At 45.3% G+C, this 24,770-nt stretch carries 23 protein-coding genes and 1 pseudogene; 9 read left to right on the forward strand and 15 right to left on the reverse strand.

Annotated elements, in window-relative coordinates:
* Positions 1–109 precede the first annotated feature (109 nt).
* Entirely contained in the window at positions 110–544 is a 435-nt protein-coding gene (locus ACQYAD_RS17050) for a glycosyltransferase family 2 protein (RefSeq protein WP_430240025.1), read from the reverse strand.
* A 145-nt stretch (positions 545–689) separates the two neighbouring features.
* On the opposite strand from ACQYAD_RS17050, the gene ACQYAD_RS17055 reads away from it, so the two are divergent.
* Positions 690–1,256 carry an SGNH/GDSL hydrolase family protein gene (locus ACQYAD_RS17055; protein ID WP_430240027.1) on the forward strand — a complete coding sequence of 189 codons (567 nt, stop codon included), beginning with the start codon at positions 690–692 and terminating at the stop codon, positions 1,254–1,256.
* Between the two features lie 113 nt (positions 1,257–1,369).
* On the forward strand, positions 1,370–1,741 hold the full coding sequence (locus tag ACQYAD_RS17060) for a hypothetical protein (RefSeq protein WP_430240028.1): 372 nt from the start codon (positions 1,370–1,372) through the stop codon (positions 1,739–1,741).
* A 127-nt stretch (positions 1,742–1,868) separates the two neighbouring features.
* On the opposite strand, the gene ACQYAD_RS17065 is transcribed toward ACQYAD_RS17060, so the two are convergent.
* From ACQYAD_RS17065 to ACQYAD_RS17075, 3 genes are all read right to left on the reverse strand, one after another.
* The gene (locus ACQYAD_RS17065; RefSeq protein ID WP_430240030.1) at positions 1,869–2,276 is read right to left on the reverse strand and encodes a nucleotidyltransferase substrate binding protein; all 408 of its coding nucleotides are present in this window, start codon (positions 2,274–2,276) and stop codon (positions 1,869–1,871) included.
* On the reverse strand, positions 2,245–2,583 hold the full coding sequence (locus ACQYAD_RS17070; protein ID WP_430240032.1) for a nucleotidyltransferase family protein: 339 nt from the start codon (positions 2,581–2,583) through the stop codon (positions 2,245–2,247). Before ACQYAD_RS17070 ends, ACQYAD_RS17065 begins: the two co-directional genes overlap by 32 nt.
* A gap of 96 nt (positions 2,584–2,679) precedes the next feature.
* Positions 2,680–2,826: a hypothetical protein gene (locus ACQYAD_RS17075; RefSeq protein ID WP_430240034.1), complete on the reverse strand. Its 147-nt coding sequence runs from the start codon at positions 2,824–2,826 to the stop codon at positions 2,680–2,682.
* 209 nt (positions 2,827–3,035) lie between these two features.
* On the opposite strand from ACQYAD_RS17075, the gene ACQYAD_RS17080 reads away from it, so the two are divergent.
* Positions 3,036–4,286: a LysM peptidoglycan-binding domain-containing protein gene (locus ACQYAD_RS17080; RefSeq protein ID WP_430240035.1), complete on the forward strand. Its 1,251-nt coding sequence runs from the start codon at positions 3,036–3,038 to the stop codon at positions 4,284–4,286.
* Between the two features lie 522 nt (positions 4,287–4,808).
* On the opposite strand, the gene tnpA is transcribed toward ACQYAD_RS17080, so the two are convergent.
* Positions 4,809–5,240, reverse strand: a complete 432-nt coding sequence (gene tnpA / locus ACQYAD_RS17085; protein ID WP_430234559.1) for an IS200/IS605 family transposase — start codon at positions 5,238–5,240, stop codon at positions 4,809–4,811.
* Positions 5,241–5,534: 294 nt separating this feature from the next.
* Between tnpA and ACQYAD_RS17090 the strand changes: the two genes are divergently transcribed.
* From ACQYAD_RS17090 to ACQYAD_RS17100, 3 genes are all read left to right on the forward strand, one after another.
* The gene (locus tag ACQYAD_RS17090; protein WP_430240037.1) at positions 5,535–6,446 is read left to right on the forward strand and encodes a nuclease-related domain-containing protein; all 912 of its coding nucleotides are present in this window, start codon (positions 5,535–5,537) and stop codon (positions 6,444–6,446) included.
* Between the two features lie 1,984 nt (positions 6,447–8,430).
* The gene (locus tag ACQYAD_RS17095) at positions 8,431–9,975 is read left to right on the forward strand and encodes an SWIM zinc finger family protein (RefSeq protein WP_430240039.1); all 1,545 of its coding nucleotides are present in this window, start codon (positions 8,431–8,433) and stop codon (positions 9,973–9,975) included.
* A 76-nt stretch (positions 9,976–10,051) separates the two neighbouring features.
* On the forward strand, positions 10,052–13,222 hold the full coding sequence (locus tag ACQYAD_RS17100; RefSeq protein WP_430240041.1) for a DEAD/DEAH box helicase: 3,171 nt from the start codon (positions 10,052–10,054) through the stop codon (positions 13,220–13,222).
* A 142-nt stretch (positions 13,223–13,364) separates the two neighbouring features.
* Here the strand turns inward: ACQYAD_RS17100 and ACQYAD_RS17105 are convergent, their stop codons facing one another.
* Positions 13,365–13,799: a hypothetical protein gene (locus ACQYAD_RS17105; protein WP_430240043.1), complete on the reverse strand. Its 435-nt coding sequence runs from the start codon at positions 13,797–13,799 to the stop codon at positions 13,365–13,367.
* Between the two features lie 231 nt (positions 13,800–14,030).
* Here ACQYAD_RS17105 and ACQYAD_RS17110 point away from each other — a divergent pair, with 231 nt between their 5' ends.
* Entirely contained in the window at positions 14,031–14,441 is a 411-nt protein-coding gene (locus tag ACQYAD_RS17110; protein WP_430240045.1) for a helix-turn-helix domain-containing protein, read from the forward strand.
* A 262-nt stretch (positions 14,442–14,703) separates the two neighbouring features.
* Here the strand turns inward: ACQYAD_RS17110 and ACQYAD_RS17115 are convergent, their stop codons facing one another.
* Both ACQYAD_RS17115 and ssb read right to left on the reverse strand, forming a co-directional pair.
* Positions 14,704–14,907 (reverse strand): hypothetical protein, encoded by a 204-nt coding sequence (locus tag ACQYAD_RS17115; protein ID WP_430240047.1) that lies wholly within the window; start codon positions 14,905–14,907, stop codon positions 14,704–14,706.
* Between the two features lie 346 nt (positions 14,908–15,253).
* Positions 15,254–15,583 (reverse strand): annotated as a pseudogene (gene ssb, locus ACQYAD_RS17120) (single-stranded DNA-binding protein); the annotation flags it as partial.
* 337 nt (positions 15,584–15,920) lie between these two features.
* Here ssb and ACQYAD_RS17125 point away from each other — a divergent pair.
* Together ACQYAD_RS17125 and ACQYAD_RS17130 are read left to right on the forward strand one after the other, a co-directional pair.
* Positions 15,921–16,340, forward strand: a complete 420-nt coding sequence (locus ACQYAD_RS17125) for a YwpF-like family protein (RefSeq protein ID WP_430240390.1) — start codon at positions 15,921–15,923, stop codon at positions 16,338–16,340.
* Positions 16,341–16,450: 110 nt separating this feature from the next.
* A complete protein-coding gene (locus ACQYAD_RS17130) occupies positions 16,451–18,142 on the forward strand; it encodes a methyl-accepting chemotaxis protein (protein ID WP_430240049.1) in 1,692 nt (563 codons plus the stop codon).
* A gap of 1,553 nt (positions 18,143–19,695) precedes the next feature.
* Here the strand turns inward: ACQYAD_RS17130 and ACQYAD_RS17135 are convergent.
* The 7 genes from ACQYAD_RS17135 to spoIIID form a co-directional block, all read right to left on the reverse strand.
* Positions 19,696–19,872, reverse strand: coding sequence for a hypothetical protein (locus ACQYAD_RS17135; protein WP_430240051.1), 177 nt, complete (start codon positions 19,870–19,872; stop codon positions 19,696–19,698).
* Positions 19,873–19,891: 19 nt separating this feature from the next.
* Positions 19,892–20,329, reverse strand: a complete 438-nt coding sequence (gene fabZ, locus ACQYAD_RS17140) for a 3-hydroxyacyl-ACP dehydratase FabZ (protein WP_430240053.1) — start codon at positions 20,327–20,329, stop codon at positions 19,892–19,894.
* Between the two features lie 61 nt (positions 20,330–20,390).
* Positions 20,391–20,723, reverse strand: a complete 333-nt coding sequence (locus ACQYAD_RS17145; protein WP_430240055.1) for a DNA-directed RNA polymerase subunit beta — start codon at positions 20,721–20,723, stop codon at positions 20,391–20,393.
* Between the two features lie 4 nt (positions 20,724–20,727).
* On the reverse strand, positions 20,728–21,558 hold the full coding sequence (locus ACQYAD_RS17150) for a flagellar hook-basal body protein (protein ID WP_430240058.1): 831 nt from the start codon (positions 21,556–21,558) through the stop codon (positions 20,728–20,730).
* Positions 21,559–21,630: 72 nt separating this feature from the next.
* Entirely contained in the window at positions 21,631–22,446 is an 816-nt protein-coding gene (locus ACQYAD_RS17155; RefSeq protein ID WP_430240060.1) for a flagellar hook-basal body protein, read from the reverse strand.
* A gap of 374 nt (positions 22,447–22,820) precedes the next feature.
* Complete coding sequence (locus ACQYAD_RS17160) at positions 22,821–23,822, reverse strand: rod shape-determining protein (protein ID WP_430240062.1); 1,002 nt, start codon at positions 23,820–23,822, stop codon at positions 22,821–22,823.
* Between the two features lie 206 nt (positions 23,823–24,028).
* Positions 24,029–24,301 carry a sporulation transcriptional regulator SpoIIID gene (gene spoIIID, locus ACQYAD_RS17165; RefSeq protein WP_430240063.1) on the reverse strand — a complete coding sequence of 91 codons (273 nt, stop codon included), beginning with the start codon at positions 24,299–24,301 and terminating at the stop codon, positions 24,029–24,031.
* Positions 24,302–24,770 lie beyond the last annotated feature (469 nt).

A 24,770-nucleotide genomic window follows, 5' to 3' on the forward strand; every position in this document is an offset into this window, starting at 1 on the left:
AATAAGTAATTCGTCCCCTGTAAGAATAGCAAAGAAACAATATTATTTACTACCTTATTCCTCAAAACACTCATAATAGTACTCCTGACTTAAATTGACAACTAGTTACCTAGTTATTAAGCATATTCCCCATTTTTTGCTTGAAGCCATCGTTTACGGCTTTAAATAAAAATGTTGTTCTTTCTAATTTCCTGTTTTGGTTTTTGATAAATATTTTAATTAATTTCTTTAAAAGAATCGTAAAAATATTTACCAGAGAAACTGTTTTAATAAGTCCCTTTTGTGTTCTTAAAATCATAGCAATCAAATTTCTAAGTTGATAATAATCAACATATGGAGCTAAATTATTTTCTCCCCCAGAGGATATGGATACTTTATGATAAACAATCGAATCTGGCACATATCTAATGCCCCATCCGTTTTGCTTTGCCCTAATGTTCCAATCGGTTTCCTCAAAATATAGAAAATAGTCTTCATGCATAAGACCAATAGAATCTATTAATTCTTTTCGAAATAATAAGCTACATCCTGTAATGTAATCCACCTCGACATTTCGGTTATAATTACAAGAGTCTATTTCACCTATCCCAATATGTTTGGGGACACATGTGTATTTGTTAACTTTACCACCCGCAAACCAAATTTTATCAGTATTATGATAGTAAATTTTTGAATTCTAATAACGGAAATTGTGTCTGACAAATGTATCGGCGAAAAAGCCATTTACCATTTTATTTGTTGGTTCCGGCGCGGATCGCGGATCGGCTCAGATTATTGCGGCCAAACTGGAAGAAACGTTCGGAGGAAAGCTCGTAAAAACAGCAATCCAAACATCCGATCTAACATCGACTGAGTTTGTCGCCCAGAAAAAATCGCTCGAGATCGCCTCCGAGCAAGCGCAATTGATCCTTTTCGAACCGTTTCTTTTAAACGATAACGGCAATGTCGAAACAAAGACCGCGCTCGCAAATGTGTCGAAAATCATCGAAGACGTGAAAGCGGTGAACCCGGATGTGACCTTTATCTTGCAGCCATCCTATCCGTTATATGCCGCCAAGTACTACCCGCTGCAAGTCGATGCATTAAAGAAATACGCCAGCGACAATGGCATCACGTATCTCGATCACTGGAAAGCGTGGCCAGACTATCAAAAAGCGGAGTTGAAGAACTACTTGCTCGCAGACCAAAGCGGACCAAATGAAAAAGGGAATGCGATTTGGGCGAAGTTTTTGGAAGATTACTTGATTAGCAAATGATGAAAGTTCCTGTTTTTGCTGTTTTATCAAAATTCATCGATTGTTCGACGCGGGGAAAATCGTAATGCACATTCATATGATATACTAAAAGAAACAGTTGGGAGATGATGATCGTGGAAGAGATCTTAAATCAAATCCTACATGAATTAAAAGGTGTTAAGCAGGATTTGAACGGGGTAAAGCAAGATTTAAACGATGTTAAGCAAGATTTGAATGGCGTTAAGCAGGACATTAAAGATTTAAAGCAAGGGCAAGAACGACTGGAAACGAGAATGGCAAAACTCGAAGATGGACAAGGTCGACTAGAAACAAAAGTAGACAACTTAACATTGGAATGGCGCAGCAACTTTATTGATAACAAAAAAGTGTTTAATGTCGCTTCTGACGAGATAAAAAGCATTAAAGTAAACATTGATTACTTGGGCTCGAAAATGGGCAAACACGATATGGAGCTAAACTACATTATAACAAGACTGAAGAGTTAACTGAATGGTACGATCGTGTGCAAAGGGGCAACCCTTTGCATTTTTTATTGGCATCGAAATAAACGCGAATGGTAGTATTTCCCTAGTGGCGATTGATCAAGGTGACCATTAAAAACCTGCACCCCCACTACTTTATTTTAGCCATTTCCTGCTCCAGTTTAACTGCCAGCTCGTTTAATAGGGTGTTGTGTTTTTTTACAATTTTCAAATAAATGATCTTTGCCTCTTCTTCGTCATAGATATGAGACGTTTTATTGCGATCTTCCATCATACTGATCCATTCATCACCATTGTCAATTATTCCAGCGGCATAGGCTTCGCGAATGATTGCCCGCGGACTCCGCAATTCACCGATCCCTGTAAACTCTAAGTGCAGCTTTAGCAGCTTCCAGCTCAATTCAAAGGTAAATTCAAATCGTTGAATGACTCCATCGAAGACAATATCATTTACTGGTTCAAGCTTTGTGGCTTCGTCTAAACGTTTACAGGCACGCTTAAAATCATCAAGCTTCTCGTAAACCCGCTCCTTTTTCATAAATAATCACCCCTTCATTTAAAATATTGGATTTTAGTTTTGCTTTTGTCAGCCGGTCAAAAAACAACACATCTATTTTTAAAGGTGTGGACATTTCATTGATGGAATGGTGAATGACATTTTGCTGTTGATGTGATGCATGGTTGGTAAAAATAGCTAAATCAATATCAGACGTTTTTCGATAATCCCCTCTAGCCCTCGAACCAAACAAGATCACTTTATCTATCATAGTGTTTTCACAACAAAATTGCCGCAACTCCTGCAAAAACTTCAGAGAAATCCCAGTATCATTCCAATTACCAAACATTCCAATCACCTCATTTCATATTTTATCAAAAAAATAAAACGAAAGCGAACAACGGGACGGTTCTCTTGAAAGCAGACGAACCACCCCGCTGTGTTGTCACACGATTCGCTTTAAATCTATCTTCAATTCTTCTAAAAGTTTCGTTAATGTCATATTCTGATCGTTTTTACCATTTTCGTATGCTTTTCGAATGATTTCGGTAAAGTTTTCCTGGCTCTGTTTTTCGTCTTTATCACCTGCCATTTGACAAAAATCTCCTTTCTTCATTTCCTCCCATTTTAATCAATTGCAAATTATTTGTAAATATTTTGTTTTTTGTGATGAAATTTTGAAAAAACCTTGCTGCCGGGGCGGATAAATATGGTAAAATATTAGAAAAATAGGGACACCATTCACTTAGTGTTCCCGGTGTCTGAAACTACTAAACTTTTTAACAGAGGTGATGAAAAATCATGAAGAAAAAAGTCGTTACAGCGCTGGCGACAGCTGCGATTGCCTCAGCTGCCTACGCTGGAACCGCATCCGCCGATACATATACCGTTCAAAAAGGTGATACCCTCTCTCAAATTGCGAAAAAATATCAAACCAATGTTCCAGATTTGAAGAATTTAAACGGCCTTCCATCCGACTTAATTTTCATCAATCAAGTTTTGCAAGTTTCGGTTCCGGCAAGCCAGCCGGCTCCAGTTGCGCAAGCCCCGGCACCTACGGCGATTTACACCGTGGTAAGCGGAGATACTTTAAGCAAAATTGCCCAGCAGTTCGGAATTTCTCTCTCTGACTTGAAACAATGGAACGGCATCAACGGCTATCTTATTTTCCCAGGCCAAAAATTGAAAGTTTCAGATAGTGGTTCAGCAGCTTCAGCAGTTTCGGCTCCGGCCAGCCAGCCACCTGCCGCACCTGCGCCTGTTCAGTCCACGGCCGAGTATGTCGTTGTCAGCGGCGACACTCTTGGAAAAATTGCCCGCCAGTTCGGGATCGCGCTTTCCGACTTAAAACAGTGGAACGACCTTGACAGCGATCTAATTTTTCCAGGCCAAAAATTAAATGTTTCCGGCAGCGGATCAACGGCTGCACCTGCGCCTGTTCCTGTTCGTGCGCCGGCACCCCTGCCTGTTCCTGTTAGCGCTCCGGCACCCGCTCCCACGAAGCCAAGCGCTTCTGCAGATTATACCGTCACAAGCGGCGACACGTTGGGGAAAATCGCTGCGCTCTCTGGAATGTCCGTAAGCGAATTGATGAAACGGAACAACCTAACATCCAGTTTAATTTTTCCAGGACAAACATTGAAAGTATCGGGTGAAATGGCTGCCAGCACGCCCGTTGCCGCACCACAGGCGTCCTCGTCGGTTCTTGATGTTGCCAAAAGTGTGATGGGCGTTCCGTACGTTTGGGGAGGCAGCACGCTTTCCGGCTTTGACTGCAGCGGCTTTATTTACTATGTCTTCAATAAAAGCGGAAAGTCGATCGGACGCTACTCGGCCGCAGGCTACTTCGACCGCTCCTATTATGTGGACAAACCGCAGCCCGGCGACCTCGTTTATTTTGCCAATACGTACAAAAAAGGCATTTCCCATATGGGGATTTATCTCGGAGGCGGCCAGTTCATCCACGCCGACGAAAAGCGGGGCATCAGCATCTCCAACCTCGACAACCCATACTACAAAGCACATTTTGATAGTTTTAAACGATTCTATTAAAAATGAGGAGCCAGTCTCGAATGGTGATCGGGGCTGGCGTTTTATTTTATGTCATTCTATTAAATAAGAGAACCAGTCCTGAATCGCGGTTTGGTTGTCGTTTTTTGGTGAAATACCCAAAGGCTATATTAAAAAAGAGTGACAATCCCGAATAGTGAGTGGGATGGTATTTTTTTACAAAACGTTCTGCGACGTCTGGTGTATCTTATACGATTTTATTTTTTAAAAAAGTAACAATCCCGAATAGTTACTGTACTGGTATTTTTTTACAAAACATTCCGCGACGTCTGGTGTATCTTATACGATTTTATTTTTTAAAAAAGTAACAATCCCGAATAGTTACTGTACTGGTATTTTTTTACAAAACATTCTGCGACGTCTGGTGTATCTTATACGATTTTATTAAACAACCACCTGCTAAAGCAGGTGGATTTTGACATAAATGCCGGCGACTAAAGTCGCTAATATAGACTGAAGTCCACTTAAAGAGCCTAGGCTTAAGCATACTAAATTAGACTAAACTCATTCTTCAATCTTGAATATTTCGTTCTTTTCTTCATTGAATTGGTTTGCTATATAGTTTCTTATTATTTCTTCCGTCACTGTTCCAACTGTGGCACAGAAATAGCCTCTCGCCCACAAATGTTGCCCCCAATATCTTTTTTTCAATTCTGCAAATTCGTCCTGCAAAAGTCTTGATGATCGTCCTTTTAAGTACTGCAGAATTTTACTAGGTGCAAGACTTGGAGGACATGACAATAATAAATGAATATGGTCTTTCCCTACGCTTCCCTGCAAGATCGTAATGCCTCTTGCTTCACACCCTTGCCTTATTAGTTCCCTCGTTCTTATTGCAATGGGTCCATATAAGATTTTATATCGATATTTTGTTACCCATATGACATGATACTTGATGTTGTAAACATCATGACTACTTTTTTTATATCCATCCATACTCTCACCTCATTTTCAAGTATGGACATGGAATGGGAAGGCTAAAAGCGTATACCGTCTAAAGACGGTGGAGTTGGACCACGCATTTGTAAATTAAAAAGAGAGTGACAACACCGAATAGTGATTGTGTTGGTAATTTTCACAAAACATCTCGAGATGTCTGGTGTATCTTATTCGATTTTATGAAAAAGAGAGTGACAATCCCGGACGGTGATCGAGTCGACAATTTTAACAAAAAATTCACACACTTATGTCGCAATTTGTTGTATGGTTTAACTAGAAAGGAAGTGGAACATGGCTTACAAACTTCGTGTCGAAAAAGACGAGATCAAAATTTGGCGATTTCTAAATGCTCGAATGAAGTTGACAAAGGATGAAAAACAGCACTTTTTAAATCTAGAAAAAGGCTTTAAAGGCGAATTGATGTTTGATCAGCACACTGACAAACTTCCTGCTGGCCACCTCATTTTAAATGACTTGCTGCTCGAAGTGGACGGAAGAAAATTCCAAATTGACACCGTTGGAATCATTCAGGAATGGATTCATCTTTTTGAAATAAAAAATCTTGAAGGCAACTATATTTATGAAAATGGCAAAATCTGCAGAGTCAATCCGCGAAAGGAAATTAGCAATCCGCTCGACCAAGTGAAAAGAAGCGAATTCTTGTTGCGAAAGCTGATTGAAAGTTACGGATTCCATCTTCCCATTATCCAACATGTGGTGTTTATCAACCCCGAGTTTACCCTATATCAAGCTCCACTCGACGTGCCCCTCATCATGCCAACCCAAATCAATGCTTTTATGAAAAATTACAGCATGGCTCCATCAACATTAAATTCATTGCATTACAATCTGGCCGAGAAACTGGTTTCCTTGCATCAAATTGACGATCCCTTCCTCCGGGTGCGCCGCTATAGATTCGGCGATCTTAAAAAGGGCATCCTTTGCGGCACGTGTTATTCATTTATGTATTTAGTGAATGGGGGGGATAACCTGGTCTGTCCCTGTTGTGGGGCGCATGAAAAAATGGACTCCGCCGTATTGCGGAATGTAAAAGAACTCCAATTGCTTTTTCCTGATGCGAAAATCACCACAAATCTTGTTTTTGACTGGTGTGAGGGGATTGTGTCAAAAAAGGCATTCAGACGGGTTTTAAAGGGAAATTATCAAACTTTGGGAAATAAAAAATATACTTATTATGAGTGAAGGATTGCCATAGGGGACTGCGTATTCATAGTAATCGAAAAGAGGTATCCTCTTTTATTCGGTACTATGAATTTTTTTAGCGTTTAGTGGTACCCTATTAACTTTAGAAATCGGGGGAAATAAGAATTTTTTTATTGACTGTTGGCTTGTTTTTTCACTGTTGAAGGGCTCTATGAACGCTTCTTATTGACCTCTCTCCCCCTTTTTCATCACCAAAGGGCTCTATGAACGCTTCTTATCGACCTCTCTCCCACTTTTTCCTCACCAAAGGGCTCTATGAACCCTTCTTATTGACCTCTCTCCCCCTTTTTCATCACCAAAGGGCTCTATGAACCCTTCTTATCGACCTCTCTCCCACTTTTTCCTCACCAAAGGGCTCTATGAACCCTTCTTATTGACCTCTCTCCCCCTTTTTCATCACCAAAGGGCTCTATGAACCCTTCTTATCGACCTCTCTCCCACTTTTTCCTCACCAAAGGGCTCTATGAACCCTTCTTATTGACCTCTCTCCCCCTTTTTCATCACCAAAGGGCTCTATGAACCCTTCTTATTGACCTCTCCCTCCCTTTTTCATCGCCAAAGGGCTCTATGAACGCTTCTTATTGACCTCTCTCCCCCTTTTTCATCACCAAAGGGCTCTATGAACCCTTCTTATTGACCTCTCCCTCCCTTTTTCATCGCCAAAGGGCTCTATGAACGCTTCTTATTGACCTCTCCCCCCCTTTTTCATCACCGAAGGGCTCTATGAACGCTTCTTATTGACCTCTCCCCCCCTTTTTCATCACCAAAGGGCTCTATGAACGCTTCTTATTGACCTCTCCCCCCCTTTTTCATCACCAAAGGGCTCTATGAACGCTTCTTATTGACCTCTCCCCCCTTTTTTCATCACCAAAGGGCTCTATGAACGCTTCTTATTGACCTCTCTCCCCCTTTTTCATCACCAAAGGGCTCTATGAACGCTTCTTATTGACCTCTCCACCCCTTTTTTCATCACCAAAGGGCTCTATGAACTCTTCTTATTGACCTCTCCCTCCTTTTTTCATCACCAAAGGGCTTTATGAACTCTTCTTATTGACCTCTCCCTCCTTTTTTCATCACCAAAGGGCTCTATGAACCCTTCTTATTGACCTCTCTCCCCCTTTTTCATCACCAAAGGGCTCTATGAACGCTTCTTATTGACCTCTCCCCCCTTTTTCCTCGCCAAAGGGCTCTATGAACGCTTCTTATCGACCTCTCTCCCCCTTTTTCCTCACCAAAGGGCTCTATGAACCCTTCTTATCGACCTCTCTCCCCCTTTTTCATCGCAAAAGGGCTCTATGAACCCTTCTTATTGACCTCTACCCTCCTTTTTCATCGCAAAAGGGCTCTATGAACGCTTCTTATTGACCTCTCCCTCCTTTTTTCATCACCAAAGGGCTCTATGAACCCTTCTTATTGACCTCCAAGACTTTGAATCCCTATTGATATGCTCATAAACCATTCATTTCCGCTCCTAAAGTTTGCTTTTTCCGGAAAAATCTCTCCTTAAGTTTTTCTAGGCTTCCGAAAGAGACCCTTACATCCAGCAAACTGGCAATGAGAGGGGGTTTTTCGACTAGGGGTAATTGTTCTTGGTTTTGGATTTTGAAATCTGGCAACAACAATCGACAACAAACCGTTCCGCTGCACTATTACCGGCCTGTCAAAAACAATACATCCATTTTTAAAAAGGTAGACATTTCATTATTGGAATGCTTAATGACATCAAGCGAAAGCGAATAGCGGGACAATTCTCACGAAAACACGAAAACACGTGAACCGCCACCGCCACCCGTGTACCCCGGTGTTCCCCTCCGCCCCTCGCCGAAACTTCCATTTTAGGATATAATAAAGAAATATGAATTTTTGTGCGGTATGGGAGGTTGATGGTGTGAATCCAATGTTGGCGAGTACAAGTGAGGCACTGCGGGAGGTGCTGGACCCGTACCGGTCAGAGGATGTAAAGATGGTACAGTCAGGTTTGATGCTGTACCGACAAGGGATGGTGTCGCACCTCCGATTTATCAATAAAGATGTACTGGCAGCGACGGTGCAGGATGTGACGCCAGCAAAAGTGGAACTGGATTTGTCCTTTTTTCCAATGAGCGATTGTTCCTGTCCGACAGAAGGCGTATGCCGCCACCAGATTGCCGTATTTTTTGCGGCCTACGCAACCGCCAGAAGCGTCGCTGAATGGGTCGAAGAGTGGCGCGAGCCCGTTCGGGAAACAGCACAAATCACCAAATGGGGTGTCCAAAAGGCGAAAGACTTAGTAAAAGCAAACAATACCCTGCCAGCCGATTACAACCATTGGGTACAATCGTTTGCAGAAAGCTTTGACTCACTGCTGCGCGAAAAAGCAAACATGAGCCCCTACGTAATCGCTGAACTTTTCCAAATATACCGGCGCCGCATCAAAGCAAGTGCGCCGCTCGAGCAAAAATGGCGCATGCTCTATGAACTGATCGCCAATGTCCTTTCATTTCAAAAACTCGCAACCCTAAGCGAGGAACTCGGCCACACCGAAGAAGCCGTGAAACGTACCTATCTCCACTTGTTTCACCAGCTCACAGACGACACCGAACAACTCCTTGCCAAAATGGGCCACCAGGCACTGCCATTCGCCTTCGATGCCCATTTAGAACAATTCAAGGACGACGCCTTTGGCCTGCTCACATGCGCAACAAGCCTGTCGTACGAGCGCACGTCCCTGTATCAACTGTTATGGACCGATTTTTTTCGAAAAAATGCCTGGCGAACAGCTGAGTTGACACGGATTGAACAGGAACTGAGGCGATTGCATGAGCAAGCCAATCCCCTCCCGCTCCTAATCGCCGCGATTCATTTGCGAATGCTGACGGACGCAGATGAACAGGCACTCAAGTTACTGGAGGAAATAGAGGACGCCGTTGTAACCCCGTACATGCTGTTTTGGATTGATCTCCTGACACAGCAAAATGCGTGGAAGCGAGTCGGCCCTATGATTGAGTTGTTTTTGCAAAAAGTTAAAGGATATTTGCTTGCTCTTGAAAATTATTATGCGTGCACAAGCTTCACGCGGCTCGCGATCAAGGCAATTGCTCCATATTGCGGAGAAATGGGCCGCGCGGATTTGTATGAACGCGCATTGGGACAAATGCTCCCGTATTCGTTTTCGGAGTATGAGTATTTGCTGTTTCAACGCGGCCAGTACGACCGCTGGAGCGAGCTTTACGCGTTTATTGGCGTTGATTTTTCAGACTTGCCGAAGGATCGGGTGAAGATAATTGAAAAAGCACAGCCTGAGGTATTGTTCGGACTGCTGCATCAGTCGGCCCAACGCGCGATTGAGCTGAAGAACCGCCAGAGCTATCGGACGGCTGTTCGGTATTTAAAGAAACTGCGAACATTGTACAAGAAAGCCAAACGCCTCGACGACTGGCAGTTCTTTTTTGACCACTTGATTGACAAAACAAAGCGGCTGCGCGCCTTCCATGAAGAGTGCCGCCGCAGCAAACTGCTGGAAGAGTAAAAAAGGAGTATAGGAATCGATGCTCAAATCGAGATTTTTAAAATTGCGGATAAATGAATTAGAGGAGGGTAGCTACTTGCTTACGGCCCAGGACGAAAATGGCTATTACTTGCCGGCTGCCCAGTGGAAGAACCTTGTTTTCAGCCAGCATGAAGAAAGCTACTTTGGCACGGTACTGGAGGAGAAAACCGAAAATAATCTTGATGGTCTCGCGTTGAGTGGCTGGCAACTGGTCACATTATTCGCGAAGGAGTCCTTCAACCACTTTATTCAATGGGACTGGAGCGAAACGGCTGAGATTTGTCTGGCGGCCTCACATGCCCTCTATGAAGGAATTGTCGAAAACAACTGGTATCCAGATTTTGCCGTCTGGGAACAAGGTCACTTTCGCTGGCGTCTGCCCGAGCAGGTGAAGAATGAGTTCAGCGCTGAATTTTGGCAGCAGTCGCTTCCCTCCCCTTCCGAATCCGTTCAGCCGTTCCTTTTCAATTTGTACAACCGGGCGCTCGATGCGTATTTGACACGCAATCCGGCAATGAAAGAGCTGTTTGCACCCAAGCTTGAGTTGTTGAAAAAGCAAACGATTTCGGGCGCAGATCTGGCGCATTATTTTGATGAGGACAGCTGGCTTGAATGGGTGGGCATCAAGGATAGCGGAGCGCCTTTCACCATCGGCCTGCGTCTGGAAGAACCGATTGATGGCGCAGGGCCTTGGAGTCTCGAAGTATTTTTACGAAGCAAAAAAAATCCAGATGCAACGTACGGTCTTGATGATCGAAAACAGCCGGCAAGCTGGCGTCCGCATTTGGAGAAGGCGGACCGCGAGCAAGCGCGCTGGGCAAAGCTGATCCCGTGGCTGCGAGATGACGATGCCACCCGGCAGCTTGCGGACAATTCCATGGACGATGCTCCTGACCGGCTTGCATCCCATTCAACTGGTGGTGCCACCAAGCGGCTTGATTCCGTTTCCATTGACGGTGCTCCAGAACGGCTTGCATCCAGTTCCATTGACGAAGCTCCTGGGCGGCTTGCATCCAGTTCCATTGACGGTGCTCCTGGGCGGCTTGCATCCAACTCCATTGGCGCAGCACCTGACCGAATCAAGTCGCAGTTAACGGAAGAAGAAGCGTGGATGTTTTTGACCGAGGCGAGTGAAACGCTTGTGGCTTTGGATATCGAGATTCTCCTGCCTGCGTGGTGGCAGGAGATGAAGAACGCCAATTTGAAAGTGAAAGCGGCGTTGAAAGGGACATCGAGCCATCGGCCGTCATTTGTCGGTTTGCAGGCGATGCTTGATTTCAACTGGCGCTTTTCGATGAACGGCGTCGACCTGTCCGAGGAGGAATTCCGCGGACTGGTTGAGGAAAAGCGGCGGCTTGTCTACATTCGCGGCCGTTGGGTGAAACTTGATCCGCAGTTTATCCGGCAAATCCAAGAACTGATGAAAAAAGCGGAAAAAGAAGGACTGCATGTTCGCGATTTGCTGGAGCAGGAGCTTGTCGAAGCCGCTCCAACCGAGGAAGAGCTTGAAAATCCGAAAGCTTTTGCCAAAATTCAAATTGAACTGAACCGCCAGTGGAAACAAATGATCAAGCAGCTTTCCGAAATCAAGGAAATTCCGCTTCAGCCGGTGCCAGCCGGGCTGCACGGTGACTTGAGACCCTATCAGCAGCTAGGCATGAGCTGGCTCTGGTTTTTGCGCCAACATGGATTCGGTGCCACCCTTGCCGATGACATGGGACTTGGCAAAACCGTGCAGCTGATCTCCTATTTGCTGATGGTAAAAGAACAGCCCGCACCAGACGTTTTTGCGGAGATGAATGGCGGCGAACGGCCGCGGCGCAAACCCGCAAAAAAACGGGGAAAAGTCTCAATGGCGGCCGCTCCCGATTCAGCTGGCGGCAATATCGACCTTCAAGAAACCGTTGCTTCCGCCGAGCAAGCAGCAGACGGACAACACCAAGCAGCAAAAACACCAACAAAGGCCGCGCTGATTATTTGTCCAACATCGGTACTTGGCAACTGGCAAAAGGAGCTGGAGCGGTTTGCGCCTGGGATGGACGTCTATTTGCATTACGGATCGAACCGCTTGAAGGGCGTTTCTTTTGCTGAAAAAGCGCAAAATGCCGATGTTGTGCTTACCTCCTATGGCTTGAGCCATCTTGATACCGAGGAATTCGAGTCAATGCTGTGGAGCACGATTGCCATCGATGAAGCGCAAAATATTAAAAACCCGCAGACAAAGCAATCAAGGGCGGTAAGGCGCTTGCGGGGCGGCCATCATATTGCGCTGACGGGAACACCGATGGAAAACCGCCTTACTGAGCTCTGGTCGATTTTCGACTTTACCAATCACGGCTATTTGGGGAGCCTCGGGAATTTCCAGAAAAAATTTGTCATTCCGATTGAAAAGGATGAGAACAAAGACAAGGTGCGCCAGCTGCAAGGCTTGATTCGGCCGTTCCTTTTGCGCCGCACGAAAAAGGACGAAGAAGTTGCGCTCAATCTGCCGGATAAGCAGGAGCAAAAAGAATATTGCCCACTGACAGCTGAACAGGCTTCCCTATATGAGCAGCTTGTGCAGGACACATTCGCCGAGATTGAGAAACTGACCGGCATCGAGCGCAAGGGGTTGATTTTGCAGATGCTAAGCCGTCTGAAGCAGTTGTGCAACCACCCTGCGCTCTATTTAAAGGAAAAAGCAACGCAGCATTTGCTGGATCGTTCGAATAAATTGGAGAAGCTGATCGAACTCGTTGAGGCAGTGCTTGATCAAGGTGAAAGCTGCCTGATTTTTACCCAGTATATTGAAATGGGGCAAATGATCAAAGCCATTTTGAAAAAGAAATTTGGCATTGAGGTACCATTTTTAAACGGGAGTGTGGCAAAAACGCAGCGGGATGTGCTGATCGAACGGTTTCAGAATCATGAGTTTCCCGTGTTCTTGCTGTCGCTAAAGGCGGGTGGAACAGGGCTGAACTTGACGGCAGCCAACCACGTGATTCACTATGACCGCTGGTGGAATCCGGCGGTTGAAAATCAGGCGACCGACCGCGCCTATCGCATTGGCCAGCAGCGCTTTGTCCATGTGCACAAGCTGATCTGCACCGGAACGCTTGAGGAAAAAATTGATGCCATGCTTGAGAAAAAACAATTTTTAAACGATCAAATCATTCAAAGTGAAAATTGGCTGACCGAGCTGTCGACCGATGACCTGAAGGATCTCGTGCTGCTAGGTTCCTCGTGAGGTCTTGCTGGAATTTATCATAAATTCCAGCACGGAGCGATCTCGTGTTGCTAGGTCCTCATAAGGACAGTTGCGGTCACCGAAGCAGGAACGCCCCAATGGATCGGCGTTCCTGTTTTATAGAGTGAATCAAATCACCTATTTACAGCTTCTTGTGGTGGGAATGTTGGTATTGTCGTTTTTTCCGAAGGGCAACGATTTTGCTATTCGGGCCGTTGGCTAAAAATAAAATATGATCCTTCCTTTTTATTAAAAAATGCTTGAAAATTTTATAGGCACCCTCTTTTGACAGCTCGCCGTCATGGTCAATGAGCTCGAGTGCCTTAGGATGGATAAGCAATTCGACTGTTTCATCTTGGAAGTAAAATCGTTCGTGAAGGTTGTCATTGAGCGAAATCATCTGATAGGGGGGATTCTGGGGTGACAGCATCAAAAGGTGCAGGGCATCTGAAAAGCCAGGGATTCCACTCAAATTGATTTCCCGGGGATGCAGCATTTCCCCCAAATAGAAAAGGGTGTTCGCGTACAAACCGGAACTTTTCTGTTTCGAAAAGAGCAAATAGGTTTTTTTCTCCATTGCATAAAGGACCCTCCGAATCTTACATTTGTTTACATTTATAGATACTATTCGACCTTTTTTTCATTTTTCCTCTAAAGATACATTTCTGGATTTCCTTTACTGGCAAGGTTTTCACTACCGTCGTGCACAATTTCCTCATCCGTATTCGTGTATTTTATGCACATTTGGTCTAAAGGCTGCTTTTTCCCGTTAAGTTAAAAGCAACGATTTGTAACGGCGGTGAAAAGAATGGCATTATCTGATAAATTAAAAGAATTGCGTGAGGGGAAGAACTGGTCGCAACAGCATGTAGCGGATTTAATGAAAATTGACCGATCCACGATCAGCCGCTATGAAACGGGAAAGAGCCTCCCCTCCTATCAAACCATTAGTCAATTTGCGGAAATCTATCAAATTGACAAAGAGTATTTGGTTGCGGAGCTTGATAGTCTTCTTCCAGACCCTGACAGACCAGGCTACATCCTGAAAGAAACCGCAAACGATAAAGAGCTTGAGCTGATCATGCAATTGGTTAGCAATGAGCCCGAATTAAAAAAGATTTTATTGGAACTTCACTTCATGGGGCAAAAACGCAGAGGATTTTTTCTCGAAGTATTGAACGCAGCCGTTCGGCTTCAACACAAATATAAGCTGATGTAGCCTTTACCACTTGTTGAAGTCATTGCAGCTTCAGCATACATTGCTTCAATAAAAAGACTAGCTGATTGCAGGAAATTGTTGCGGCATTCGCCAGGGCTTCAGGTCACTTCAGCAAAGCTTTGCGCGGGTGACGGAATGCCCCCGATAGGAAAGCTGACCACAAAAAACTCCGGCGTGAGCAGCGCCGGAGTAAAAAGGGAGATTTTTGCGGGGAAACAATTGAATCTTTCTAAGGCGGGATTCTCGTGAAGTCAGGTGATACCTAAAGTTTTTTCCTTTTTGCAGCTGGGTAGGAAATGAACTGGAGATGGCTGTTTTGGGCGTCCCCCTGCTCCAAAACCATCCATTCCAGCTGACTGATGCGCTGCTGCAATTGCGCAACGGTTTGATTTGATTTTCCTACCATTTTAATGAGACTTTCCAAAAGTTGTTCCAAACTGGCGGCTGCATTCCGATTACACTCCAAGCGGCAAACCCTCCTGACTATTTGCTGGCGCGGGTAAAAGCGAACCAGCATATGGATTGCTGTTTTGGACTTCCGGTGCCGGTGCGGCAAACGAGCCGCTGCTCCGGGAATCCAACCCCTGGTCAGAAAATGACAGATTGCTTCCCGTGCCCGATCCCGAAATCGAGCCGGCGTTTCCCATTCCCGTTCCCGATCCCGGAACCGAGCCGGCGTTGCCCGTTCCCGTTCCCGATCCCGGAACCGAGCCGGCGTTGCCCGTTCCCGTTCCCGATCCCGGAACCGAGCCGGCGTTGCCCGTTCCTGGGGACGAACCGTATGACGGATTGCTTCTCGCTCCCGATGCTGGTTCCGCATGTGGCCGACTGCTTAGAAAACTGACATTTTCGGCAACGACTTCCGTAATGTACATTCTTTTTCCCTCATGACTATCATAATGACGGGTTTGAATTCTGCCGGTAATGCCGAGCACCGACCCTTTTCGGCAGTAGGCTGCTGTGTTTTCAGCTACCTTTCGCCAAAGGGTACACTGGACAAAATCGGCATCAATTTCGCCATTTTGGTTGCGGTAATGACGGCTGACAGCAAGGGTCACATTCGTTACGGGTGTCCCTTCCGTGGTCATTTTCAATTCCGGATTGCGTGTCAGCCTTCCCACAAGTGTCACCTGATTGATCATCTCATCCCTCCTTTCGCTTTGATGTTTTTATCATAGCGCCAAACCATTTCACTTGTAAAAATGGCAAAATGCCATTTTCAGGCGATTTCAGCTGCAAAAAAGGACAAATCTCTTGGCGAAAATTTGTTTTTTAAGAGATGCCCCCCAATTAACGACTGATTTTACCATTCTTCGTAACTATTTTTCGACAATGGTTTTACCAGCACAGTATGATATAATCGAAGTATAGAATTTCCAACGGTTTCCGCGTTCGGGAACAACTCTTGTCGAAATGAGTGGTTATGGAATTTACCATTTTACATTCCAAACAGCTTGGGAAGGAGAGTGATGTTTGCAAATGAAAACCTTTAAACTGATTGCATTAGAAATAATGGATGGGGATGAGGCCGTTAACGTGCCTCTAACCGATGGATTGATTATTAATAAAGAAGATGAACAGTCCACATGGCTGCTTGAAGCTTATACAGCCGCCCCACTTTATGATTTTTTTAAAAAAATTACCGATGAACAAAAAGAGGTAATCGTTCAAGCAGTCATCACCAAAAAGGACAATGACCCTGCTTTTTTCCAAACAAAAGTTGTTACCCTTACTCAATTCAAAAACCACATCAGCGTTCTGCTCGAAGGCCGCCTGCGCCGGGCAAGACGAGATTATTCCGAACTGCTCCTCGACAGCCTGCTGCAAAAAGGCTTTACCGGAAACGCCCTGCTCAACGAATTCAAAGAAAAGATGAAAAGCAAGCCGCGAATCAAATAGATGGAAGCCAGTTCGTGTACAAGGGACTGGTTTTTTTTTCGAGAAAATTGCACAATCTTCGACATATTCAGTGTAAAATGAAAGATATAGAGAAAGAAAGGAGTTCTACGATGACGTTTACCATTCGCAAAAAATTAATCGGCGGTTTTTTGGCTGTTCTGTTACTGCTCGGCACCATTGTCGCCATTGCCAACTATGAAATCAGCCGGATTGACAAATTGTACAGCAAGATGCTCGATGTGGATGCAAATCAAGTCAGCATGATTCAAAACTATAAAGCGGAACTGTTTAAACAAGCAAACGCAGTCAACGCCTACCTTTTGGCAAAAAATGCCGATTCCGTTTCGGACTATCAAATTGCTTTTTCCAAATTCACCAAACCGTTTGAAGCATTGGAAAAAGCCGAAACCACACAAAAAGGAAAACAGCTGTTGGCTGAAATGAAACAGGCACAAAATCAATTTTTGCAAGTCGTTAACAAAGAAATTGAATTAAAAAGTCAAGGGGATACAGAAGGATACATAACGCTTGCGACCACGGAGGCGAAGAGCACAAGTGATCACTTCCAAGCAGCCGCCGAGGCTGTGGTTCAGTATAAAACGGCGCAAATGAAGGAGCACCGCGCGGAGCTAATGGGTCAAACCAATGCCGTTAAACAAACGATCTTGCTGATCAGCCTTGTCGCGATCCTTGTTGGCATTGGGGTAGCCCTTGTTGTCAGTTTTATGATCTCCCGTCCCGTCCAGGCCGTTTCCCACTCGCTCAATCAACTGGCTCAAGGGAATTTAACCATTCCCGATGTTCGGGTAAAAAACAAAGATGAAATCGGCATTCTGGCAAATTCCTTGAATGAGCTTTTAAACCATTTGAAAGAACTGATTGGCAAAGTGGTCGATTCCGCTGCCAAAGTGGCGGCTTCAAGCGATCAGTTGCTGGCCAGCAATGAGCAGAATTCGCGCGCCTCTGAACAAATTGCCCAAAGCGTCCAGCAGACGGCCTCCGGAGCAGAGCAGCAGCTCAGTCTATTTGAGGAAGTTTCCTCTTCTGTCGGAGAAATGGCTTCCGGCATCCAGCAAATTGCCGAGTCAAGCGAACGGATGCAGCATTCGGCCGAAAACGCGACTCATTTAAGCCGGAAAGGAGCAAAATCAGTCGAGACCGTAGTCGATCATATGCGCGACATTACCGAGTCGTTTGAACAAACGTCAAAAATTGTGGCCATTCTCGGCAACCGTTCTTCGGAAATCACCGGAATTGCCGCGCTGATCACCGATATTGCCGAACAGACCAATTTGCTCGCCTTGAACGCCGCCATCGAAGCCGCCCGCGCCGGCGAGCATGGGAAAGGATTTGCCGTTGTCGCCGATGAAGTCCGCAAACTTGCGGTTCAGTCCAAACAATCAGCTGATCAAATTGCCCACACGATCCGCCTCGTCCAAGAGGAAACCGATCAGGCCATTGCCGCTGTTCACGCCGGCAACCAGCTTGTTGAAAAAGGTCTTCATTCGACAAAAGAAGCCGACCTCGCCTTCCGCGATATTTCCGGCTCCATCGAAGAAGTTTCAAGCAAAGTTCAAGAAGTTTCTTCAGCAGTCGAAGAATTAACAGCCCAAAGCCATCTAATTGTCGAAACAATCGGCCAGGTCAAAGCCATTGCCGAACAAGGCCTGCTGGCAAACCAAGACAGCTCCGCCGCTACCCAAGAACAAGTTGCAACCATGGAAGAAGTCACCGCCTCAGCTCAAGGTCTCACCCAGCTTGCCAACGAACTGCAAACCGCCGTCTCACAATTTAAATTATAGGATGGAGGCACTCGCAAATTGCGAGTGCTCTTTTTCGGTTCATTTTCACTTAATTTTTCAAGTGTATGGGTATTTTTGGTCTTTTTCTAGGTATAGTGAGCCGTTTCATCTGCCGCAGCTCCACCCTATCCGCGGGGGTTGGGGGATGTCCGCGGGGTTTTGGGGGGATATCCGAGGGGTTTTGGGGTTTATCCGTGAAATATAGTCGTTTATCCGCGGAGTTTTTGTGTTTATCCGCGAAGTTTAGTCGTTTATCCGCGGAACTTTTCCATTTATCCGCGGAATTCTCCTGTTTATCCGTATTTCCTTTATCTGGATCACCCCTAATTTCCAGTTATCGGTATTTTTGGTCCTTTCCTAGTAAAGAAATTTGTACTACCTACTGCGACTCCACCCTTTCCGCGGACTTTAGTGGTTTATCCGCGAAGTTTTTGTGTTTATCCGCGAAGTTTAGTCGTTTATCCGCGGAAATTTTCCATTTATCCGCGGAGTTCTCCTGTTTATCCGTATTTCCTTTATATGGTTCACCCCCTAATTTCCAGTTATCGGTATTTTTGATCTTTCCTAGTAAAGAAATTTGCACTACCTACTGCGACTCCACCCTTTCCGCGGACTTTAGTCGTTTATCCGCGGAGTTTTTGTGTTTATCCGCGAAGTCTAGTCGTTTATCCGCGGAACTTTTCCATTTATCCGCGGAGTTCTCCTGTTTATCCGTATTTCCTTTATATGGTTCACCCCCTAATTTCCAGTTATCGGTATTTTTGATCTTTCCTAGTAAAGAAATTTGCACTACCTACTGCGACTCCACCCTTTCCGCGGACTTTAGTCGTTTATCCGCGGAGTTTTTGTGTTTATCCGCGAAGTCTAGTCGTTTATCCGCGGAACTTTTCCATTTATCCGCGGAGTTCTCCTGTTTATCCGTATTTCCTTTATCTGGATCACCCCTAATTTCCAGTTATCGGTATTTTTGATCTTTCCTAGTAAAGAAATTTGCACTACCTACTGCGACTCCACCCTATCCGCGAAATTTAGTCGTCTATCCGCGGAGTTTTTGTGTTTATCCGCGAAGTTTAGTGGTTTATCCGCGGAAATTTTCCATTTATCCGCGGAGTTCTCCTGTTTATCCGTATTTCCTTTATATGGACCCATCCCAATTTCCAGTTATCGGTATTTTGATCCTTTCCTAGTTAAGAAATTTGTATTACCTACTGCGACTCCACCCTATCCGCGGAATTTAGTGGTTTATCCGCGGAGTTTTTGTGTTTATCTGCGAAGTTTAGTCGTTTATCCGCGAAACTTTTCCATTTATCCGCGGAATTCTCCTGTTTATCCGTATTTCCTTTATCTGGACCCATCCTAATTTCCAGTTATCGGTATTTTTGATCTTTCCTAGTAAAGAAATTTGCACTACCTACTGCGACTCCACCCTATCTGCGGAATTTAGCTATTTATCCGTGAAATTTCCCCTTTCATCCGCGAAACTTTTCCATTTATCCGCGAAATACCACTATTTATCCATTTACCCCTTTTTCTGGATCCCCCCGAATTTCCAGCTATCGGTATTCCCAGTCTTCTTCATTGTAAAAAATATTGTACCATTGGCTGCGATCCACACCCTTTCCGTGAACTTCCCCTTTTTCCCAGAGTCCACCTTCCAAAGAACTCACCTCACCTTCTGGCCGTCCAAGACATAAAAAAAAAGAAACCCCGCTCCCCTGCAAGGTTTCCATCCATTTACACCCAACAATATTATTTTTCCGCCTTCTCCCCTAAAGCAAACGTGATTTCCGCTTCGCAGACAAGCTCGCCCTCTACCGTGGCAACCGCTTTGCCTTTCCCAATCGAACCGCGAACACGCGTCATTTCTACTTCGAGCCGAAGCTGGTCCCCAGGAGTGACTTGCTTTTTGAAACGGCAACCATCAATTCCGGCAAAAAAAGCGAGCCGCCCGCGATTTTCCTCTTTGATCAAAATGGCAACCGCCCCGACTTGAGCAAGAGCTTCCACAATTAATACACCGGGCATTACCGGGTATTGCGGAAAATGGCCGTTGAAAAACGCTTCATTGGCCGTTACATTTTTAATCCCGACTGCACGCTTTCCTTCTTCTACTTCCAAAATTTTGTCCACCAGCAAAAACGGATATCGGTGTGGGATGATCTCTTTGATTTGCGTTACATCTAGCATTTTAGTACCTCCTACTAATAATAGGTATCCACCCTATTATACACAAAAACGACCATCCCCACTATTTTTCTTTTTCAACAAGATCGCGGATATGCGTCCAGGTTGATGGTTTGAAAACATCGGTCGCCTTGCCGCCGCCAATAGCCCCATACCCGACGAGCGCTCCAGCAGTTATGCTCAACGCAATCATCACAAGCAGCAAAACAAGCCGCAGCCAAATCGGAATCAAACGAACCCGGATCCACCCCGAGCCTGAAGCCGAATCATTCTCGGTCCGCTGCTGCTGCTTATATTCCGCACGCGTCTTCGCCTGCCATTCCTCCGACTGTCTTGCCCCCATCATCCATTCCCCTTTTCGGAAAAGTATCCTGCCGCTGATTTTCTCACCAATCAAAACCTTAGCGAATCCCGTTAATCAGCCCCATCATTTGATCCGCAATCGTTATCGAGCGCGACTGAAACTGGTACGAACGCTGAACAGTAAGCAAATCCGTCATTTCCTTCGACAAATCCACATTAGACTGCTCAAGCATCCGTTGGCCAATCGAAACCTGCCCCCTCTGCTGCCCCGTTAAATCCGTCAGCACATCCGCAGGCACAACCCCCGTGGCACCAGCCGCAAGCCCAAGCAAATTGCCGCCCTTTTGCTCAAAAAACTGCGGCTTATTGAGCTGGACAACACCTAACATAAAAGATTGGCTCGTCCCATTTGCCATCGTCACATTCATTTGCCCCGACTTCGTTACTTCAATTTTACCAACATCCCCAGCAACCGTAATCGGTCGATTCGCCTCATCCAGAACCGGATCACCAGAGCTCGTCACCAGCATCACCTCATTCGCCGACACAGGCGACAGCGAAAACGAACCATCCCTTGTATACTGAACCGAATTATCCTTAGAAGACAAAACCTTAAAATATTGATTCTCCGCCTGAAAAGCAAGATCAAGATCCCGGCCTGTTGACTTGAAACTGCCCTGTTTTGCCAACATTTGAACCTGATCCAGCCGCGCCCCGACACCTTGGCGAATCCCATTCGGCGTCAGCCGGCCAACCTCTGCCCGCGCATTCGGCTGATTATCCACCTGCTGAACCAGCAAATCCGTAAAACTAGCCTGCCTGCTTTTAAAACCCGTCGTATCCACGTTCGCCAAATTATTGCCAATCATATCCATTTGCTTCTGCAACTGACCCAACGCATTCGTTGCCGTAATCATTGTGCTATTCACATGAATCCCTCATTCTCATTCAAACCTTTTTTTGGAAAAAAACTTGCGGGTGACGGAGCTGGTGATCTTGAATTAACCGACTTTGCCGACCTCGTTGACTGCTTTATCCATACTCCGATCATAAGCCTGCAAAATCTTTTGGTTCGCTTCAAACGAACGGTAGGCCGTCAGCAAATCCGTCATCGACCGGCTGACATCAACATTCGAACGCTCCAAAAAGCCTTGCTGCAGCTTAAACTGGACGCCTGGCCGGGTACTGGCATTCACCAGCGCCGCTCCATTTCCCGCCCGGTACAAGCCGCTGCCTTCTTTAATCAGCTGCTCTGGATTGGCGGCAAATGCGATTCCCAACTGTGCCTGCTCGCCATTTGCACCGCTGATTTGCCCGCTATCAGTCAACGTAAACTGGTCGCTTGAAAGCTGAATCGGGTTGCCATTGGCATCCAATACGTATAAGCCGCCACCTGTTGTCAAAAACCCTTTGGCATCAAGCGTAAAATTGCCGTCCCTCGTATAGCGGGTTTGGCCATTTGGATCTTGAACGGTAAAAAACACGGAACCCTTTTGCCCATTTGTGACCGGCATCGTTAAATCAACCAATGCCATATCCGTTTTGTTACCAGTTTGCTGCATATCCCCCTGGATAAACTTCGGAATCGTTTCCTGCATGTACACACCCGTATTCACCGAGCCAACCGGTGTCGAAACCGCTGCCGCGGGAGCCGTTTTATCAAAGCGCTGCAACAGCATCTCCGGAAATGCCCTTAATGCCGCCTGATCTTCCTTAAATCCGGGCGTGTTGGCGTTTGCCATATTATTCGTTACCATTTCTGTCCGGCGCTGCTGGGCGAGCATGCCGGAAGCAACTGTGTAAAATCCTCTGAACATCGTTTCCACCTCATTTATCGATGGGTATCTATCCTTATTATAAGGAATTTTCCTAAAATACACATTAACTTTTTGTAGTTTTTTGTCTGAATTTGTTTTAAATACCCATCAAACGGAAATAATTGTTCATTTAAAGTCCACTTTCTTCAACTAGATCCTGAACTCCGGCTCGATTTCGATATTTCGCCTTCCAAGTGCGGAACTCCGGCTCGATTTCGATATTTCGCCTTCCAAGTGCGGAACTCCGCCTTGATTCAGTTTTTTCTACTTCATCCGAAACAACCCTGTATATAGCCCATTCACCACAATTTACCAAAAATAAAAAAGCCTGATGACGAAGGCTTGTCCGCCTTTTTCTTCAGACTTTTTCCCTATTAGACGATTTTTCTTTTTGGCAGGCGGTCGATGTTGTCGAGCATGACGCCTGTTCCTATTGCGACACAATCCATTGGATTTTCTGCTACCAGTACTGGCACTTTCAGCTCTTCGGCAAGAAGCAGATCAATTCCGTGAAGCAGAGCGCCTCCGCCTGTTAAAATTACGCCGCGATCGATAATGTCCGCTGATAATTCCGGCGGTGTCCGTTCGAGCACGGTTTTGGCCGCTTGCACAATCACGGCAACCGATTCGCGCAATGCCTCTTCGATCTCTTCTGAATGAACCGTAATCGTGCGTGGCAAGCCGCTGACCATGTCCCGGCCGCGAATTTCCATTTCCTCTGAACGCGATCCAGGAAAAACAGTACCAATGTTGATTTTAATATTTTCGGCTGTGCGTTCACCGATCAACAGCTTGTACTCGCGCTTGATGTAATTTAAAATTTCCGCGTCAAATTTGTCGCCGGCCATTTTTATGGAGGAAGAAGTCACGATATCGCCCATAGATAGAACTGCTACGTCCGTTGTTCCTCCTCCGATGTCGACGACCATATTGCCGCTTGGCTGAAAAATGTCCATTCCGGCACCAATGGCTGCTACTTTTGGTTCTTCTTCCAAATACACTTTTTTGCCGCCGCTTTTTTCTGCAGCCTCGCGAATCGCTTTTTGCTCAACGCTTGTGATGTTGGTCGGGCAGCAAATCAAAATTCTTGGCTTTGATAAAAATCCTTTGACATTCAGCTTATTGATAAAATGCTTTAGCATGGCTTCTGTTACATCAAAGTCGGCAATAACGCCATCTTTAAGCGGACGAATGGCAACGATGTTTCCTGGTGTCCGTCCAACCATTTTGCGCGCTTCTTCCCCAACCGCAAGAACGCGGTTTGTGTTTTTATCAATCGCCACAACTGAAGGTTCATTCAAAACAATGCCGCGGCCTTTAACGTGAATCAACACATTGGCCGTTCCTAGATCAATTCCAATATCCCTTGCAAACATTCTTTTCTCTTTCCTCCTTGATACGGAATCCACATACTGTCCTAATTATATATTCTAACACAACCAGGACTTTTTACATACAAAAAGTTGTAAATATTTGCAGAATCTTGTCAGATGAAAGGAAAAAGAATTTGCTCAAAGGAAAATGAAAGTTTGCCAGTTGGCGAGGCTGGCGTTCTTCGGATTTTCAAGTCCGGCCAGGCTGTTTATTTGACAACCTCTCCTTCTCTTTCTTCTTTTTGATATTTCATCTTGGTTGCTTCGCCACCGCGTAAATGGCGGATTGATTTATGGTAATCTAGAATTTCTTTCACTTCGTTTGCCAAATCTGGATTAATTTCAGGAAGTCTCTCTGTCAAATCTTTATGGACTGTACTTTTGGATACGCCAAACTCCTTCGCAATGACGCGAACCGTTTTTCTCGTCTCCACGATATACTTTCCAATCTTGATAGTTCTCTCTTTGATGTAATCGTGCACACCACTCGCCCTCCCTAAATTGGATGTGAGAAGTGTGAAATGAGACCCGCTTATCTTTGACGAATACTGCCACCGCATAAATAGATTCATGACCATGCGGCAGAAAGCATTGCTGCTTTCTGAATCGTACGATGAATAATCATGTCCGCAACTACTCCCCCGCTGTTACCAAACGACTCCTCACCTCAAACACTCTCTTTGTAAAGGTTTGTAAACATTTTATTAGCTTGGGTAACGGTTTATGACCATTTCAGGCAAACAGGACAAGGTTTTTGAGAAATTATTTGATAATTGGACATAAAATTGATCCGCTTTCATCTCAAGACAGTTCAAGCGTCTTTCATTTTTCCGGATGGGCTCCGCCATTTTTATCAATTTACTTTCAATTTAAGGAACTACGTGCGGCCAGTAAACCCCGATAAATGCAGCAAAATTCTTCTCTTTTTCGACAGGCTTTTCACGATAAAGT

The organism is Neobacillus sp. SM06, assembly GCF_050496765.1.
In the GTDB taxonomy this organism is placed as follows: Bacteria; Bacillota; Bacilli; order Bacillales; family Cytobacillaceae; genus JAEVLT01.